The organism is Burkholderia sp. ABCPW 111 (assembly GCF_000773065.1).
In the GTDB taxonomy this organism is placed as follows: Bacteria; Pseudomonadota; Gammaproteobacteria; order Burkholderiales; family Burkholderiaceae; genus Burkholderia; species Burkholderia savannae.
On record NZ_JPWT01000001.1, the window covers coordinates 145,430 to 161,630 of the forward strand.

At 71.7% G+C, this 16,201-nt stretch carries 11 protein-coding genes and 2 riboswitches; of the genes, 3 read left to right on the forward strand and 8 right to left on the reverse strand.

What is annotated here, in order from left to right:
• Positions 1 to 198: 198 nt before the first annotated feature.
• The 6 genes from X946_RS00580 to X946_RS00605 all read right to left on the reverse strand — a co-directional run bounded on the left by X946_RS00580 (position 199) and on the right by X946_RS00605 (position 9,646).
• Positions 199 to 885, reverse strand: a complete 687-nt coding sequence (locus X946_RS00580) for an alpha/beta hydrolase (RefSeq protein WP_038743043.1) — start codon at positions 883 to 885, stop codon at positions 199 to 201.
• 137 nt (positions 886 to 1,022) lie between these two features.
• On the reverse strand, positions 1,023 to 1,637 hold the full coding sequence (locus X946_RS00585) for a vWA domain-containing protein (RefSeq protein ID WP_038743045.1): 615 nt from the start codon (positions 1,635 to 1,637) through the stop codon (positions 1,023 to 1,025).
• 71 nt (positions 1,638 to 1,708) lie between these two features.
• Entirely contained in the window at positions 1,709 to 2,947 is a 1,239-nt protein-coding gene (locus tag X946_RS00590; protein WP_038743319.1) for an ATP-binding protein, read from the reverse strand.
• A 208-nt stretch (positions 2,948 to 3,155) separates the two neighbouring features.
• Positions 3,156 to 7,421, reverse strand: a complete 4,266-nt coding sequence (cobN, locus tag X946_RS00595; RefSeq protein ID WP_038743047.1) for a cobaltochelatase subunit CobN — start codon at positions 7,419 to 7,421, stop codon at positions 3,156 to 3,158.
• Between the two features lie 24 nt (positions 7,422 to 7,445).
• Positions 7,446 to 8,519, reverse strand: a complete 1,074-nt coding sequence (gene cobW / locus X946_RS00600; RefSeq protein ID WP_038743048.1) for a cobalamin biosynthesis protein CobW — start codon at positions 8,517 to 8,519, stop codon at positions 7,446 to 7,448.
• Between the two features lie 65 nt (positions 8,520 to 8,584).
• On the reverse strand, positions 8,585 to 9,646 hold the full coding sequence (locus X946_RS00605; protein WP_038743049.1) for a HoxN/HupN/NixA family nickel/cobalt transporter: 1,062 nt from the start codon (positions 9,644 to 9,646) through the stop codon (positions 8,585 to 8,587).
• A 350-nt stretch (positions 9,647 to 9,996) separates the two neighbouring features.
• Positions 9,997 to 10,256, reverse strand: a riboswitch (cobalamin riboswitch).
• Between the two features lie 500 nt (positions 10,257 to 10,756).
• A riboswitch (cobalamin riboswitch) is annotated at positions 10,757 to 10,989 on the forward strand.
• A 165-nt stretch (positions 10,990 to 11,154) separates the two neighbouring features.
• Here X946_RS00605 and X946_RS00615 point away from each other — a divergent pair.
• Genes X946_RS00615 through X946_RS00625 form a run of 3 tightly spaced genes read left to right on the forward strand, consistent with a single transcriptional unit; the run spans position 11,155 to position 13,771 of the window.
• Positions 11,155 to 11,565, forward strand: coding sequence for a cobalamin biosynthesis protein (locus tag X946_RS00615; protein WP_038743051.1), 411 nt, complete (start codon positions 11,155 to 11,157; stop codon positions 11,563 to 11,565).
• A 51-nt stretch (positions 11,566 to 11,616) separates the two neighbouring features.
• Complete coding sequence (gene cobO / locus X946_RS00620; RefSeq protein ID WP_038743052.1) at positions 11,617 to 12,219, forward strand: cob(I)yrinic acid a,c-diamide adenosyltransferase; 603 nt, start codon at positions 11,617 to 11,619, stop codon at positions 12,217 to 12,219.
• A 4-nt stretch (positions 12,220 to 12,223) separates the two neighbouring features.
• Positions 12,224 to 13,771 (forward strand): cobyrinate a,c-diamide synthase, encoded by a 1,548-nt coding sequence (locus X946_RS00625; RefSeq protein ID WP_038743053.1) that lies wholly within the window; start codon positions 12,224 to 12,226, stop codon positions 13,769 to 13,771.
• A gap of 225 nt (positions 13,772 to 13,996) precedes the next feature.
• Here X946_RS00625 and X946_RS00630 read toward each other — a convergent pair whose 3' ends face one another.
• Both X946_RS00630 and X946_RS00635 read right to left on the reverse strand, forming a co-directional pair.
• Complete coding sequence (locus X946_RS00630) at positions 13,997 to 15,310, reverse strand: galactosyl transferase GMA12/MNN10 domain protein (protein WP_038743054.1); 1,314 nt, start codon at positions 15,308 to 15,310, stop codon at positions 13,997 to 13,999.
• Positions 15,307 to 15,999: a class I SAM-dependent methyltransferase gene (locus X946_RS00635; RefSeq protein WP_052144962.1), complete on the reverse strand. Its 693-nt coding sequence runs from the start codon at positions 15,997 to 15,999 to the stop codon at positions 15,307 to 15,309. The genes X946_RS00630 and X946_RS00635 overlap by 4 nt, the downstream gene beginning before the upstream one ends.
• Positions 16,000 to 16,201: the final 202 nt, after the last annotated feature.

Genomic DNA, 16,201 nt, shown 5'->3' on the forward strand with positions numbered 1-16,201 from the left:
TCTTGCTGCCGCGATCTTGCAGTTGCGCCGGACGCTCCGCGATTCGCCCGAGCCCGACCTTGCAAGCGCCGGCCGCCGATCGGATGCGTCGCGCGGCGACATGCCCCGCCGCGCAACACGTCGGCGACGGGTGCATGACGTGGACGGCCGCGTCATGCCGCTTGCTGCCGCACGTGCTTCGCAGCGCAAAGGGAGCGATTACGCCGCGTGCAGCGCCGCGATCCGCGCATGCAGCCATTGGCGCAACGCGTCGATCTCTTCGATGCACACCGAATGCGGCATCGGATACGCGTGCCAGTCGACGCTCGCGCCCTTCCCGCGCGCAAAATCGCGCGCGGCCTCGCCGAGCGCGATCGGCAGGATGTCGTCGTCGGTGCCGTGCGCGGCGAAGATCGGCGTCGCGCGATTTGCGTCGGCGAGCCGCTCGTCGATGAAGCGCGGCGACGGAACGTAGCCGGACAGCACGATCAGGCCCGCGAGCGCGTCCCGATGCGTGAGCCCCGCCGTGTAGGTCATCGCGCCGCCCTGCGAGAAGCCCGCGACGAAGATCCGCGATGTCGGAATGCCGCGCCGGTTCTGCTCGTCGATCAGATCGCGCACGGTCGCGCACGATGCGTCGATTCCCGCTTCGTCGACCTGCCGGTTCACGCCCTCGAACGACAGGATGTCGTACCACGCGCGCATCACATAGCCGTTGTTCGCGGTGACCGCGATCTCGGGCGCGTTCGGGAACACGAAGCGCACGGCCGGGCCGTTCGCGATCCGCAGCTCGGGGACGAGCGGCACGAAATCGTTCGCGTCGGCGCCGAGGCCGTGCATCAGGATCACCGCGAACGCGGGGTTGGGGCCGGTTTCGATTTCGATCGTCGGCTGGTCGTCGAGCATGGCTGAGGCTCCGCGAGATGGGATGGATGGGGAAAAGCGCATCGATGATCGCATATCGCCGCGGCAATCGACTGCCGCGCGCGGTATGGACGGCCGGCGCGGCCGCGGCGTACGCCGGCACCGCGATCGCCCGAGCGTCAAGCGATCCCGCGCGCGAGCTCATCGGGCGTGGCGAGCGTCGCGCCCCATGCATGCGCGAGCCGCTCGCAGCGGCCGAGCCGCACGGCCGCGTCGTCGAAGTCGACGACGACGATCCGCTCGGCGAGCGCCGGCCGCGCGGGCGCTTCGGCCGTGCGCCCGTCCGACAGCAGCCATACCCAGCGCCGCTGTTGCGGGCGCCGGCGCGCCGCGCGCGCGAGCAGCCGCGCCGCGGCGTCGATGCCTTGCGCGAGCGGCGTGCCGCCGCCGCCGCCGACGGGGGCGAGCCAGCGCTCGTTCCACCAGCGCGGCACGGCGGGCCCGAAGCGCACGTCGGCCGAGCCGCCGCCGAAGCAGACGAGCGCCGCGTCGGCGCGCTCGCGCGCCAGACAATCGAACAGCGCGACGACGAGCCCCTTCGCGCGCGCGAGCCGCTCGGCCGTCAGCATCGACGCCGAGCAGTCGAGCACGAAGCAGTGGAGCGCGCCGGGCGCCCCCGTCTGCGGCCGGTAGCGCAGGTGATCGGCGCGCAGCGCAGCGCCGCGCGTCGCGGCGAGTGTCGCGCGCCACGCGATGCGCGCGCCGGGGCGGCCCCGCGCGTCGTCCGTGCGCATGCCTCGTTCGAGCCATCGAAGTCCGCTGCCCGGCGCGTTCGCGACGGCAGCGGCGGCATCCGTCCGATGGCTCAGCGTTTTTTTGGCGACAACGGGATCACGCCCTTGACTGGCGTCATGCCCGCCGGCTCGGGCGGCAGGTAGCCCCAGTCGCCGTCGTCAGTTTGCGGGGGGCGGCCGCTTTCGCGTGCCGCATCGCGATTGCCGGCTGCGTGCCGCGCGGTGCCGGTTGCGGCGGGCGATCGCTCGCGCGGCGAACCGGCGCCGCTTGCACGCCGCATGTCGTCTGCGTGAGCGTCAGCCGCGGCGTCGCGCGGCGGCGCGTCGAGCCGCGCCGAATCGCTCGCGCGGTCGGTTTCGCCGGCGCGCGCGGACTCGCGCCGCCCGGCCCGCGCGCCCGCTTCATCCTCCGGCCGCGTGCGCCGATGCCGCAGCACGTCGGCCGCGACGCGCTCGACATGCGCCGCCTCGACGATCGTCGCGCCTTCGAGCGCCGCCAGCGCCCGCGCCGCGCGCAGCATTACGAGGTCGCCGCGCAGGCCGTCGACGGCCGCGTCGATGCAACGTTCGGCGACGCGCGCGTGCGCGTCGTCGCCGAACGCGAGCGCCGGCAGCGCGGCGCGTGCGCTGCGAATCCGTGCGACGAGCGCGGCTTGCGCGTCGCGGTGTTGCGCGCGGAATGCGTCCGGATCGAGGTCGAACGCGAGCCGCGTCTTGACGATCCGTTGCCGCGTCGCCGCGTCGTAGCAGTTCGCGAGCTCGACCATCAGCCCGAAGCGGTCGAGCAGTTGCGGCCGCAGCTCGCCCTCCTCCGGATTCATCGTGCCGACGAGCGCGAAGCGCGCCGCATGGCTGTGCGAGATGCCGTCGCGCTCCACCGTGTTGACGCCGCTCGCGGCGGCGTCGAGCAGCGCGTCGACGAGCGCGTCCGGCAGCAGGTTGATCTCGTCGACGTACAGCACGCCGAGATGCGCGCGCGCGATGAGGCCGGGCGAGAAGCGCACCGCGTTGTCGGCGAGCACGCTCGCGAGGTCGAGCGAGCCCGTCACCTGCTCGTCGGTGGCCGACAGCGGCAGCGTGACGAAGCGCCCTTCGGGCAGCAGCTCGGCGAGCGCGCGCGCGGCGGTCGATTTCGCGGTGCCGCGCGGGCCGCTGACGAGCACGCCGCCCAGGCCCGGATCGACGGCGACGAGCAGCAGCGCCTGCTGCAGCGCCTCCTCGCCGATCAGCGCGGAAAACGGATACGCGGCGGGCAGCGCGCGCTCGTCGGATGCGGCGGCCGCCGCGTGCGATGGGTTCGTGTCGTTCACGTGGCTTCCCGTGATGGTGACGGTTGCATGGCGCGCATCGTGCGCGAGGTTCGGATCGACCGGGCGGTTTGCGGCGCGTGCGCGGGTGCGTGCGCCGCCGTCGCGCCGTTCGCCGCATCCGGTGCGCGCGCGCCGTGCGCCGATCGCGCCGCCTTGTTCATTGCCGTCGCGCCGCACGCGGCGCGCCCGCCTGCAATCGCCCGGGTGCTCATCGCCGCGCCCCTTCGAGCCGCTGCTCGCTGTCGAGCAGATAGCCTTCGATCGCGTCGCGGTGCACACCCGGCGCTTGCCACAGGCCGCGCTGCATCGCCTCGACGAGGCGCTCGCAGATCCCGTGCAGCGCGTGCGGATTGTGCCGCTCGAGGAACGCGCGCGTGTCGGGGTCGTGCAGGTACGCGTCGGCGACGAGCGCGTATTGATGATCGGCGATCACGCGCGCGGTCGCGTCATAGCCGTACAGGTAGTCGACGGTCGCCGCGATCTCCGCCGCGCCCTTGTAGCCGTGCCGCTTCACGCCGTCGATCCACTTCGGATTGACGACCCGCGAGCGGATCACGCGCGCGATCTCCTCGCGCAGCGTGTTCATGCGCGGCGCGGCCGGATTGCTGTGGTCGCCGTGATAGAGGCTCGGCTGCCGCCCCGACGCGTGGCGCACAGCGGCCGCCATCCCGCCGTGGAACTGATAGTAATCGTTCGAATCGAGGATGTCGTGCTCGCGGCTGTCCTGGTTCTGCACGACGGCGTCGATCGTCGCGAGGCGCGCGCCGAACGCGTCGTGCGCGGCCTCGCCCGCGCTGTTCTGCGCATACGCGTAGCCGCCCCAGGTGCGGTACGCGTGCGCGAGATCGGCATCGGTCTGCCAGCGGCGGCCGTCGATCAGCGCCTGCAGCCCCGCGCCGTAGCCGCCCGGCCGCGCGCCGAACACGCGCCAGCCCGCGCGCCGGCGCGCTTCGTCGGCGGGCACGCCGCGCGCGACGAGCGCGTCGGTCTCGCGCCGCACGCGCGCGCGAACCGGGTTCAGATGCTCGGGCTCGTCGAGCTCGGCGACCGCCTGCACGGCCGCGTCGAACAGGTGCATGACGTTCGCGAACGCATCGCGAAAAAAGCCCGACACGCGCAGCGTCACGTCGATCCGCGGCCGGTCGAAGATCTCGATCGGCAGGATCTCGAAATCGGTCACGCGATGGCTGCCGTGCGCCCACTTCGGCCTCACGCCGAGGAGCGCGAGCGCTTGCGCGACGTCGTCGCCGCCCGTGCGCATCGTCGCCGTGCCCCACACCGACAGGCCGACCGCGCGCGGGTAGTCGCCGTGTTCCTGCAGATGGCGCTCGATCAGCTGCTGTGCGGATTTGAGGCCGATCGTCCATGCGGCCTGCGTCGGCACCGCGCGCGTGTCGACCGAATAGAAGTTGCGGCCCGTCGGCAGCACGTCCGGCCGCCCGCGCGACGGCGAGCCGCTCGGCCCCGGCGGCACGAAGCGGCCTTCGAGGCCGCGCCGCAACTGGCGCAGCTCTTCGTCGCCGCATGCGTCGAGGCGCGGCAGCACGTCGCGCGCGATCCGCTCGAGCACCGCGTGCGTGTGCGGCCAGTGCGCGGCGACGTATGCGGGATCGGCGAAGTCCGTTGCGTTCGATCGCGGCGCGGCGTTCGGGAACGCGGGGCTTGCCGCGGAATCGTCATGCGCGGCGTGGGCGGCCGGCCGCCCCCCGGCGCGCGGCTCGACGCCTGTCGGCGCGTCGCCGTCCTTCGCCTGCGTGGGTTGCGCCGCGTGGGCGGCCGACGCGCGATCCGCCGTCTGCCGGTCCGCCGCGCGGATGCCGCGCTCCGTCGGGCGGCCGTGCGGCGCGCGGCCGTTCGCGGGCGCGCCGCGAAGCGTTGCCGAACGCGCCGCGCCATTCGGATCGCGCTCCGCGCCGCGCACGTCGCGCGAATTCGCCACGCACGCGTCGGCCGCGTATTCGCCGTCGTCGCGCGCACCGTGCCGGCCACGCGCGCGATCGGGCGCGTCGCCGCCGCACGCGTCGGCATGGCTGCCGTCGTCGCGCGCGCCGGTCGATCCGCGCGCGGAATCCGGCGCGTCGCCGCCCTCCCCGCATATCCGCTCGATCAGCCGGCGCGCCAGCCCTTCGAGCCGCTCTCGCGTGTCGCCCGCGTGACGCCACGGCTCGCCGCTCACCGCACGCAACGCGTCGGGCCGCGGCCCCGTCCACGGCGCGGCCCAGTCGGACGCGAGCGGATCGAAGTGCTCGCCGAGCGCGAGATCGCGCGCGAGCGCGCCGATCAGCCCCGCGTGCTCGCCGCGCCCGTCGCCCGACGGAAAGCGCGCGAGCGCGACGAGCGTATCGCGCCGCTGGCGGCCGCGCGGCGAGCTGCCGAACGTGTGCAGCCCGTCGCGGATCTGCGCCTCCTTCAGCTCGCAAAGCCACGCGTCGACGCGCGTGAGCAGCGCATCCTCGGCATCGCGCCCGCTGGGCGGCGCGATGCTCAGCTCCTCGTGCAGCTTGTGCTCGACGATCGTCTCGAGGATCGTCTCGCGCAGCACCTTCGCGCGGCGCGCGTCGACCATCAGCGCATCGTAGTATTCGTCGACCTGCCGCTCGAGATCCTGCAGCGGCCCGTAGTTTTCCGCGCGCGTGAGCGGCGGCATCAGATGGTCGACGATCACCGCCTGCGCGCGCCGCTTCGCCTGGCTGCCCTCGCCCGGATCGTTGACGATGAACGGATACAGGTGCGGCATCGGCCCGAGGATCAGGTCCGGCCAGCACGCGGGCGACAGCGCGACGCTCTTGCCCGGCAGCCATTCGAGATTGCCGTGCTTGCCGACGTGGACGAGCGCGTCGATGCGAAACGCGTCGCGCAGCCAGAAATAGAACGCGAGATACGCGTGCGGCGGCACGAGATCGGCGTCGTGGTAGTTCGCGTAATCGTCGTCGCCGCGCGAGCGCGACGGCTGCACGCCGACGAACACGTGGCCCGCGCGCCAGCCGGAAATCGGGAAGCGCCGCTGCCGCAGCGTCGGGTCCGCTTCGGGCGGGCCCCAGCGCTCGTTCAGCGCGTCGCGCGCCGCTTGGGGCAATTGCGCGAAGCGGCGCAGGTAATCGTCGAGCGGGTAGCTCTGGAACGCCGGGCGCAGCGCGCGCGTCGACGGATCGTTCGTCACGCCTTCGGTGATCCGCGCGAGCAGCGCGTCGCCGTCTTCGGGGAGCTCGCCGATCCGATAGTCTTGGTCGCGCAGCATCGCGAGCACCGCGAGCGCGGACGCCGGCGTATCGAGCCCGACGCCGTTGCCGATCCGCCCTTCGCTCGCCGGATAGTTCGCGAGCACGAGCGCGACGCGCTTGTCCGCGTTCTCGAGCGTGCGCAGCCGGCACCAGCGGCGGCTCAGCTCGGCGACGAACGCGATCCGCTCGTCGTCCGGCTGATAGCGCACGACGTCGACCTCGGTGTGCGGGCAGCGGTACGCGAGCCCCTTGAAGCTCACCGCGCGCGTGACGATCCGCCCGTCGACTTCCGGCAGCGCGACGTGCATCGCGATGTCGCGCGCGTTCAGGCCATGCGGATCGGCGAGCCATGCGTCGCGATTGCCGCCCGACAGGATCACCTGCAGCACGGGCGCGTCGCCCGCGAGCACCTCCGGCTCGTCGGCGCCGAGCGCGCCCGCCGCGAACGCGGTCGTGTTCAGCACGAGCGACACGTTCGCGTCCGCGCACAGCTTCTCGACGACCGCGCGGCTCATCGCGTCCTTGAGCGACGTCACCGCGATCGGCAAAGGGTTGAGCCCTTCTCGCTCGAGCGCGGCGGCAAGCGCGTCGAACACTGCGGTGTTCGCGGCCTGCCAGTGCGCCTTGTAGAACAGGATCGCGACCACGCGCGCATGCTCGCGCCAGCGCGCGCGCCAGTCGTCGAGGCTCGGGCTCGCGAGCGCCGGATGATAGAGCGCGGCGGCGGGCAGCGGGCGCGGCGGCTCGGGCTCGTCGCCGACGCCGAGCGCGTGGTGCGCGATGCTGCGCAGCAGCGCGCGGGCGTTCGCGGGCCCGCCCTCGCGCAGATAGCGCCACCACAGCCGGCACAGCTCGGGCGCGACCGTGCTCTTCGCGATCAGGTTCGGGTCTTCCTGCAGGTCGCCCGAGAACATCGCGAGCTGCTGCCCGGCGTGCGCCGCGAGCGCGACCGCCTGCTCGATCCCGTACGGCCAGTATGTCTCGCCGCCGAGGTGGTCGATCACGACGGCGCGCGCGTGACGCAGCACGTCGTCGACGTAGAAATCGACCGACGCGGGCTGCCTCAGGAACGTCACGTTCGCGAGGCGCACGCTCGGAAAGCCGTCGCCGAGCGTCGGCACGACGCTCGCGAGCAGCGACAGCGTCGTGTCGGCCGAGCTCAGGATCACGATGTCGGCCGGACGCTGGTCGATCCGGACGACGCCCTGCGTATCGTCGACGAAGCCGCCCGGCGTCGTGCGCAACAGATGCATCGCTCTACTCCGCGCCGCGCGGCATCACGCGGCCTGCGCGCGGGCCGCGAGCGCCGCGTCGAACGCGCGCTGCAGCGCGGCCGCGTCGAGGTCCTCGCCGATCAGCACGAAGCGGCTCAGGTCGGCTTCGCCGTCGCGCCAGCGGCGGTCGAAATAGCTGTCGAAGCGCCGGCCGACGCCCTGCACGACGAGCCGCATCGGCGCGCCCGGCAGCGCGGCGAAGCCCTTCACGCGGTAGATCGTGTGCGCCTCGACGAGCGCCGCGAGCGCCGCGAGCGCGGCCTCGCGCGAGCTCACGCGCGCCTCGACGACGACCGAATCGAACTCGTCGTGGTGATGATCGGGATCGTCGGCCGAGCCGTGGTGATCGTGGCGCAGGTGAATCGTCTCCTCGGACGCGGCGTTCAGGCCGAGCAGCGTCGCGAGATCGAGCTCGCCGCGCTGCGCGCGCACGATCTTCACCTGCGGCGCAATCTCGTCGCGGATCGTCGTCTCGACCGACGCGAGCGCGCCGTCGTCGAGCAAATCGGTCTTGTTGACGATCACGAGATCGGCCGACGACAACTGATCGGCGAACAGCTCGTGCAGCGGCGATTCGTGATCGAGGTTCGGGTCCGCGCGGCGCTGCGCGTCGACGGCGACCGGGTTCTCGGCGAACTGGCCGAGCGCCGCGGCGGGCGCGTCGACCACGGTCAGCACCGCGTCGACGGTGAAGCTGTTCTTGATCGACGGCCAGTTGAACGCCTGCACGAGCGGCTTCGGCAGCGCGAGGCCGGACGTCTCGATCAGCACGTGGTCGATGCCGGCTCGGCGCTCGACGAGCTTTTCCATCACCGGATAGAACTCTTCCTGCACGGTGCAGCAGAGGCACCCGTTCGCGAGCTCGTAGAGCTGGCCGTCGGCTGCGCGGCCCGCTTCGTCGCAGCCGAAGCCGCAGCCCTTCAGGATCTCGCCGTCGATGCCGAGCTCGCCGAACTCGTTGACGATCACGACGATGCGGCGGCCGCCCGCGTTCTGGAGGATGTGGCGCAAGAGCGTCGTCTTGCCGCTGCCGAGAAAGCCCGTGACGATCGTCACGGGAATTTTGCGCATTTGCATGGTGGTTCCGTTGGTCGGTATCGGTTCGAATCGGTTCGATGTCAAGGCGGCCGCGAACGCGCGGCTCATGCGGAGATCGTCACGTCGATGTCGTCGTAGCGCCTGATCCGGTAGATGAGCGCCGAGACGGCCCAGCTCGCGACGAACAGTCCGATCACGAAATAGCCGAGCACGCCGAAGTGCTCGGCCGCCATCGCGACGAAGTCCCAGAGGCCGCCCTTGAGCGCGAGCTTGTCGCCGACGAGGGCGAGCGCCTCGATGCCGCCGATCACGACCGCCACGAGCACCGACACGAACGTGATCGTCATGTTGTAGTAGATCTTGCGGATCGGCCGCACGAACGCCCAGCGGTACGCGCCCATCATCATGATGCCGTCCGTCGTGTCGACGAGCGTCATGCCCGCGGTGAAGAGAACGGGCAGCGCCATCACGGACCAGAACGACAGCCCGCCGTGCGCCTGCGTGGCCGAGATGCCGAACAGCGCGATCTCGGTCGCTGTGTCGAAGCCCAGGCCGAACAGGAAGCCGATCGGATACAGGTGCCAGCTGCGCGACACGATCGCGAACAGCGGCCGGAAGATCCGCGCGAAGAAGCCGCGCCGGTTGAGCAGCAGGTCGAGATCCTGCTCGACGAGCGGCTCGCCGCGCCGCACCGCGCGGAACGTCCGGTGCACGGAGATCAGGATCAGCAGGTTCGCGAACGCGAGCACGAGCAGGAAAAACGCCGACACGCTCGTGCCGATCACGCCGCCCCACGCCTTCATCCCTTCGAAGCGCTCGGCGAGCGTCGCGGCCGTCAAGGCGACGGCGACCGTCATCAGGATCACGACCGTCGAGTGGCCGAGCGAGAAGAAGAGCCCCGCGCCGAGCGGATTCTTTTTCTCGTGCATCAGCTTGCGCGTGACGTTGTCGATCGCGGCGATGTGGTCGGCGTCGACCGCATGGCGCAGCCCGAACGTATAGGCGAGGAGCGCCGTGCCGAGCAGCACCGGCTGGCCGTGGAACGCGGCGAACGCCCAGATCCACGCGCCGACGTTGAACGCGATCAGCAGCGCGTAGATGCCGACGATCTTGCTGCGGAGCTCGGCGGGGCTGTCGTTGAAGAGACGGAGAAACGATTTGAGCATGGCGCTCCCTTTGCGAACCGGTCGACAAACAAGACGAATGCCAACACGCGCGACATCGCGCGCGATGCGCGTGCCGCCGCGCCCGGTTCGTCGTCCGTCCGCGCGCACTGCGCGCCGCTGCGCATTTGCAACGCGCGCGTTTGCGACATGCGCATATGCAACGTGCGCGCCGGCCGCTCGCGCAGATGCGACTCGCGCGGCGCGGGCCGAAGCACGCGGCACCGGACGGGGATGAGCCAGGCAAGGCGGCGTCGAGCGACGCGATGAAGCCGTGGACGACGCGCCGCATCCCCGCGGCGCTGAACCCTGGGGCCGCTCGCCGTCGCGGCGGCGGATGCGCTCGAACGGCGAACGGGCCCCGTGTCTCGGCCGGTATCCGGGCTGACGAAAACGCCGCTTCACCTTCCCGGACGCGATGCGTCCAGTGGTTGGCCGCGCATGCCGGCGGGCATGCGGAGAAGCGGGCGCCGCATCGCTCGCGCGATGCCTTCGCTTACCGTTGCGGGGGCAGCGCAGGTTGGCGAGCCGCGACGCGGCGACGCTCCCTGCTTCCCGTTTGACTGCGTGCGACAAGAACCCGCACGCGAGCACCGAAACGCGAGCGAGTGTAGGCGCGCGGGCGCGGTGCGTCAAGGCGGACAAAAGGCGCGGAAGGACGACGCGGGCGCGGCGGGTGTCGCGCAGCACGGCGGCTGGAACACGTCACGACCGATGGCGGGCCGGCGCGCGAGCGGCGTCGATCGCCGCGCCGCGGCCGAAGCGGCGCGTCGATCGGAGCCGCGCCGGATCAGCCGACACCGCGCGCCGGATGCGGCGTGTCACGGCTGCCCGGCGCGCGAGCGGGCGCAGACGGCGCTCGCGCGCGCAAGCCGGACGCCGCGCCGACGGCCGGCTCGCGCCGCCCCGCGCGGTCGGCCCGGTCGGCCGCCTGCGCATGCCGCGCTGCCCGCGCCGCCCGCCCGGCGCGATCCGGGCGGAGCCGTCGGCCCTCGCCGGCCGCCCGGCGCGATCCGGGCGGAGCCGTCGGCCCTCGCCGGCCGCGAGCGCCGACGCCCGCTGCCCGCCCGCCGCGCGCCTTCGGCGGCGTGCCCTCGCGTGTTCGGCGCTGTGCTATCGTATGCGCGCGTTCGGTGCTCGAGCGCGCGACCCGCGCGCTCAGTCAAACGGGAAACAGGAAGCGGCGAGCCCGCGCAGCCTGTGCTGTCCCCGCAACGGTACGCCGCCTGCGACGCGCCCGCCGCGTTCGCGCATTCCGCCATCGCGCCACTGTCCTCGCCACGGACGGGAAGGCGGCGGAATGGCAAGCGGCCAGCCCGGATACCGGCCGACGCAAGGGGCGAGCCGCGCTCGCCGAACGCCCGGTTTCGCGGGGGACGGAACCGGGCGCGCAACCCACGCAGCATGACGCGCCGGCTCGCGAGCCGGCCGTCGATGGCCGAGGCCGCATGACTCCATTCGCTCCAAGCCGCCGGAACCCGCGCGAGCGCGACTCGCTCGCGCACCGCCCGATGATGCGCGTCGCGCTCGGCATCGGCTGCCGCGCGGGACGGCCCGCCGATGCGATCGAGGCCGCGATTCGCGCCGCGCTCGCGCAACTGCCGGATGCGTCGCTCGCCGACGTCGGCGTGGTCGCCACGCTCGACGCGAAGGCGCGCGAGCCGGGCCTCGTCGAATGCTGCGCGCGCAACGGCTGGCCGCTCGCCGCGTTTTCGCGCGACGAGATCGCCGCGCAGCTCGCGCGTTTCGCCCGCGACGCGCGGCGCGCGGCCGGCGCCGCGCCGTCGCTCGCCGCGCGCGCGCGCTTCGGCGTCGACGGCGTCTGCGAGCCATGCGCGCTCCTCGCCGCGCCGAACGGCGCGCTCGTCGTGCGCAAGCTCGCGCTCGACGGCGTGACGGCGGCGCTCGCCGGCCCGCTGTAACGCGCGCCCTCTTCCGATCCACGAACGACACGACTCACAGGACTCCAGTCGATGAAAACCGATTCCGAATCGCATCAACGCATGGCCGAGCGCCGCCGCGCGGGTCACGAGAAAAAGCAGGCGGCCGCGACCGCCGAGAAAGGCCTCTTGATCGTCCACACGGGCAACGGCAAGGGCAAGAGCACGGCCGCGTTCGGGATGGCCGTGCGCATGCTCGGCCACGGGATGCGGATCGGCGTCGTGCAGTTCATCAAGGGCGCGCTGCATACGTCCGAGCGCGATTTTCTCGGCGCGAACGCGCAGTGCGATTTCGTCACGATGGGCGACGGCTACACGTGGAACACGCAGAACCGCGACGCCGACATCGCGACCGCGCGCCGCGGCTGGGACGAGGCGCGCCGGATGATCGAAAGCGGCGACTACCGGATGGTGATCCTCGACGAGCTGAACACGGTGCTCAAGTACGAATACCTGCCGCTCGACGAAGTGCTCGCGACGCTCGCCGCGCGCGCGCCGACGCTGCACGTCGTCGTGACGGGCCGGCACGCGCCCGACGCGCTCGTCGACGCGGCCGATCTCGTCACCGAGATGCGGCTCGTCAAGCATCCGTACAAGGAGCAAGGCGTGAAGGCGCAACGCGGCGTGGAGTTCTGACGCGATGCCCGCCTGCCCCGCGCTCTTCGTGAGCGCCGCCGCGTCCGGCCAGGGCAAGACGTCGGTGACGGCGGCGCTCGCGCGCCATCACCGGCGGCTCGGGCGGCGCGTGCGCGCGTTCAAGACCGGCCCGGATTTTCTCGATCCGATGCTGCTCGCGCGCGCGAGCGGCGCGAGCGTCTATTCGCTCGATCTCGGGATGGTCGGCGAGCGCGGCTGCCGCACGCTGCTCGCGCGCGCGGCGGCCGACGCGGACGTGATCCTGATCGAAGGCGTGATGGGGCTCTTCGACGGCACGCCGTCGAGCGCCGATCTCGCGCAGGCGTTTGGCGTGCCAGTCGCCGCGGTGATCTCCGCGCAGTCGATGGCGCAGACCTTCGCCGCGCTCGCGTTCGGGCTCGCGCGTTTCCGCCCCGGCGTGCCGTTTCACGGCGTGTTCGCGAACCGCGTCGGCTCCGAGCGTCACGCGCAGCTGCTGCGCGGCGCGCTGCCCGCCTCGATCCGCTGGCTCGGCCATCTGCCGCGTGACGCGCAGATCGCGCTGCCGGAGCGGCATCTCGGGCTGCATCAGCCGGACGACGTCGCCGATCTCGATGCGCGCCTCGACCGCGCGGCCGACGCGATCGCGCACACGGCGCTCGCGGAATTGCCGCCCGTCGTCGAATTCGCGTTCGAAGCGGGCCGCGACGGCGGCGGCACCATCGCGACGCCGTGCGCCGCTCACGCCCGCCATCGCGCGCCTTCGACGCCCCGCGCCGCCGACGATCGCGACGATGTCGCGGCGGCGGCGAATGCGGCCACCGAGGCGAACGAGGCCAATGAGGCGGATGAGGCGGACGCCGCCGATCGTGCGCGCGAAACGATCGCGGCGGCCAATCACTCGGACGGCGACGGCGACAGCGCCGCGTCCGCCGCGCCGGCCCGCGCGACCAACGACGCCGCGTCGCGCCTCGCCGGCAAACGGATCGCGATCGCGCGCGACGCGGCGTTCTCGTTCATCTACCCGGCGAACCTCGATCAACTGGAGGCGCTCGGCGCCGAGCTCGCGTTCTTCTCGCCGCTCGCCGACGAGCCGGTGCCGGACGGCGCCGATGCGCTCTATCTGCCGGGCGGCTATCCGGAACTGCACGCGGCGCGGCTCGCGGCGAACGCGACGGCCGCGCGCTCGATCGCCGCGCACGTGGCGGCGGGCCGGCGCGTCGTCGCGGAATGCGGCGGCATGCTGTACCTGAGCGATTCGCTGACGGACGCCGACGGCGTGAAAACGCCGATGCTCGGCCTCGTGCCGGGCCACGCGGCGATGCAGCGGCGCTTCGCCGCGCTCGGCATGCAGACACTCGCGACGCGCTTCGGCGCGATGACGGGCCATACGTTCCACTATTCGCGCTTCGCGACGCCGCTTGCGCCCGCCGCCGCCGCGACGCGGCCGGACGACGGCGCGGCGGGCGAAGCCGTGTATCGGCACGGCCCGATCGTCGCGACCTATCTGCATGCGTACTGGCCGTCGAATCCGCGCGCGGCGGCGGCGCTTTTCGCGGGCGACATGCTCTGACGCGTTGCCGCCCGGCTCGGGCAGCCGGGTCGCGCCCGCCGTCATGCCTCGCCGGGCGGCAACGCGGAATTGCAACGCGGGGTTGAATTTCAGCAGGCCGCGCGTTCGCGCCGCGGCAGCCGCTCCGCACACGCGCGGCAGCCGGCCGGCGCGACGCTCGGCGGCGACGCTTCGCCCGCGCGCGGCGCGCGCCGCAAGCGCCTCTCGCCGCGGCGGCCGCGGGCATCAAGCGAGCAGCGTGTCGTCGTGCGCCATCATCAGCGTGCGCATGTCGTGCCACATTCCGTAGTAATGCACGATGAAGCTGTCGGGGCGGCGAAACAGCCAGGGCGTGTTGATGCCGATCATGTCCAAGACGGCTTCGTCCTGAAGCAAGCCGGCCCTCGACATCGCCTCGATGAACTGGAGCTGGTCGCCGTCGCCGGCGTAGACGCCGGATCGGTCGGGCATCGCGGCGATCGTCGCCATGAGATCGCGCAGCATCGCGTCGTTGCGCGGCGTGCGCCGAAAGCCCATCACCCCCGAGTTGAACGGCCACTGGCCGACGTCGCGCGCGAGCAGCACGTCGCGGCCTTCGAGCATCGGCTCGAGCTTGCGATGCGGGTCGGCGATCAGCACGTCGGCGTCGAGCCAGACGACCCAGTCGTGATGTTGCAGGTAGCTCTGCAGCAGCCACGGCTTGAACCAGTTGCCGGTTGCGTCCAGGCCGATTTCGCGCGGAATGTCGCGATGCACGTAGAGCGTGTAGCCCTGCGCTTCGCAGTAGCGGCGGAAATTGCCTTCCGCGATTCGCGCATAACTTTCGATGTGGGAGGTATAGAGCGTCGTGAGCGCGATCGCGCGGCCGGGATTGTACGTGCTGCGCTCGGCGGCGTCGGCGGCCGGATACTGCGGAAACGAAAACATCGGCAGCGCGGCGGCGCGGCACCGGTTGACGTGCTCGACGAGCACGTCCCGGAAGCGCGGCGTCACGCCTTTGTGATCCGGCGAATCCGGCGCGTCGTCGATGCTGACCGCGAACGTCGGCACCCGGCTCCAGAGCGGATCGTAGTTGTATCCCGTCGGCATGACGGCGCAGATCCCGTCGATCAACGTCATGTAGTGCTGCGTGTCGAGACCGGCGAGCAACGCGGCTTCGGACGTCGGCGGGCCCTCGCCGCCGAGCCGGCATTGCTTCACGAGCCGCAGCACGGCCTCTCGCACGGCTTGCGTGTTGCGCCAGAACTGCACGTCGACCTGCGGCAGCGCATGCGAGGACGTGCGCACGAGCAGCATGTCGCGACCGGCCATCAGGCGCTCGATCGCAACGGGCTCGACGATCGCCGCGTCTTCGCTCAGCAGCAGCACGAGCTCGCCCGGCCGCGCGCGCCGCAACGCGTCGAGCAGCGCTTCGTAGCGGTACAGCGCACGCAGCGGAAGCGCTTGCGGCATCGCGCAGGCGTCGATCACCTCGTGGCGATATCCGTGCAGCCGCGCATACTGCCGATGATTGGCGAGGCTGGCCGGCGCGGGATGGCAAAAATGGCTGAGCACGATCATGGCGTGGCCTGCAGCTCCTCGGCCCGGCGCCGGACCCGCTTGCGCACGCTGTCCATGTCCCATAGCCCGAGGCAGCGATCGGACATCGGCACCACGCCGATGTCGGGCCCGTAGATGATGCTTTCGTGACTCCCCTCGATCAGCAGCGACAGCGGAGCATCGAGATCGTAAGGCGCCATCTCCAGATTGATGGGGGTCCACTGGCCGGTGACGATGTCCGCGTTGCGCGGATACGTGCGATACACGAAGGTGGTGGTCAGCAGAAAGCGTGCGGACGTGTTCGCGAAACGTTCGAACGCGCGGAACACGTCGGCATGAGAAAAATGGAACAGGCAGTCGCGGCACAGAATCAGATCGGCTTGCGGCAGCGCGTCGTGCAGGAGATCGAGATGCATGAAGCGGCGGTTCGCCGCCGCCCACGCCTGCTGGTTGGCGGCGACGAGATCCGGCACGATGTCGGCGCCGATATAGTCGATGCCGGTGAGATCGACGTGGCGCATCCAGTTGAAATCGCCGCACGGCACGTCGAGCATCGACTTCACGCCGAAGCGGCGCAGCAGCCCGGGCAATTCGCGAATGATCTGCGCCGCATTCTTCAGCTCGGAACCCCAGCCGGACACGCTCTCCTGCGAATGCCAACCTTTTTCGTCGTAGATCTTCTGGAATACTTGCGACGCGTCGTTTTCCATGTCACACACCCCTTCTTTCGCGAAGCATTGCGGTCGGTCAGCGCCTGCCGGGTCGTGGCAAAAGAAAGGCTGCTTCGGTCGGACTGGCGATGCGCATCGGATTATACGACGCCAAAATCGACGGCACGGCGCGGCGTGGCCGGCCGGCTCGACGGGCCCGGCCGGCGTGCGCGATGGCGCCGCACTCGCCTTGCCGGCAAAC

Bases quoted from the DNA above. Each gene is read 5' to 3' on its own strand.
- X946_RS00580 (WP_038743043.1), bottom strand. From the start codon at position 885: ATGCTCGACGACCAGCCGACGATCGAAATCGAAACCGGCCCCAACCCC.
- X946_RS00585 (WP_038743045.1), bottom strand. From the start codon at position 1,637: ATGCGCACGGACGACGCGCGGGGCCGCCCCGGCGCGCGCATCGCGTGG.
- cobN (WP_038743047.1), bottom strand. From the start codon at position 7,421: ATGCATCTGTTGCGCACGACGCCGGGCGGCTTCGTCGACGATACGCAG.
- cobW (WP_038743048.1), bottom strand. From the start codon at position 8,519: ATGCAAATGCGCAAAATTCCCGTGACGATCGTCACGGGCTTTCTCGGC.
- X946_RS00605 (WP_038743049.1), bottom strand. From the start codon at position 9,646: ATGCTCAAATCGTTTCTCCGTCTCTTCAACGACAGCCCCGCCGAGCTC.
- X946_RS00615 (WP_038743051.1), top strand. From the start codon at position 11,155: ATGATGCGCGTCGCGCTCGGCATCGGCTGCCGCGCGGGACGGCCCGCC.
- cobO (WP_038743052.1), top strand. From the start codon at position 11,617: ATGAAAACCGATTCCGAATCGCATCAACGCATGGCCGAGCGCCGCCGC.
- X946_RS00625 (WP_038743053.1), top strand. From the start codon at position 12,224: ATGCCCGCCTGCCCCGCGCTCTTCGTGAGCGCCGCCGCGTCCGGCCAG.
- X946_RS00630 (WP_038743054.1), bottom strand. From the start codon at position 15,310: ATGATCGTGCTCAGCCATTTTTGCCATCCCGCGCCGGCCAGCCTCGCC.
- X946_RS00635 (WP_052144962.1), bottom strand. From the start codon at position 15,999: ATGGAAAACGACGCGTCGCAAGTATTCCAGAAGATCTACGACGAAAAA.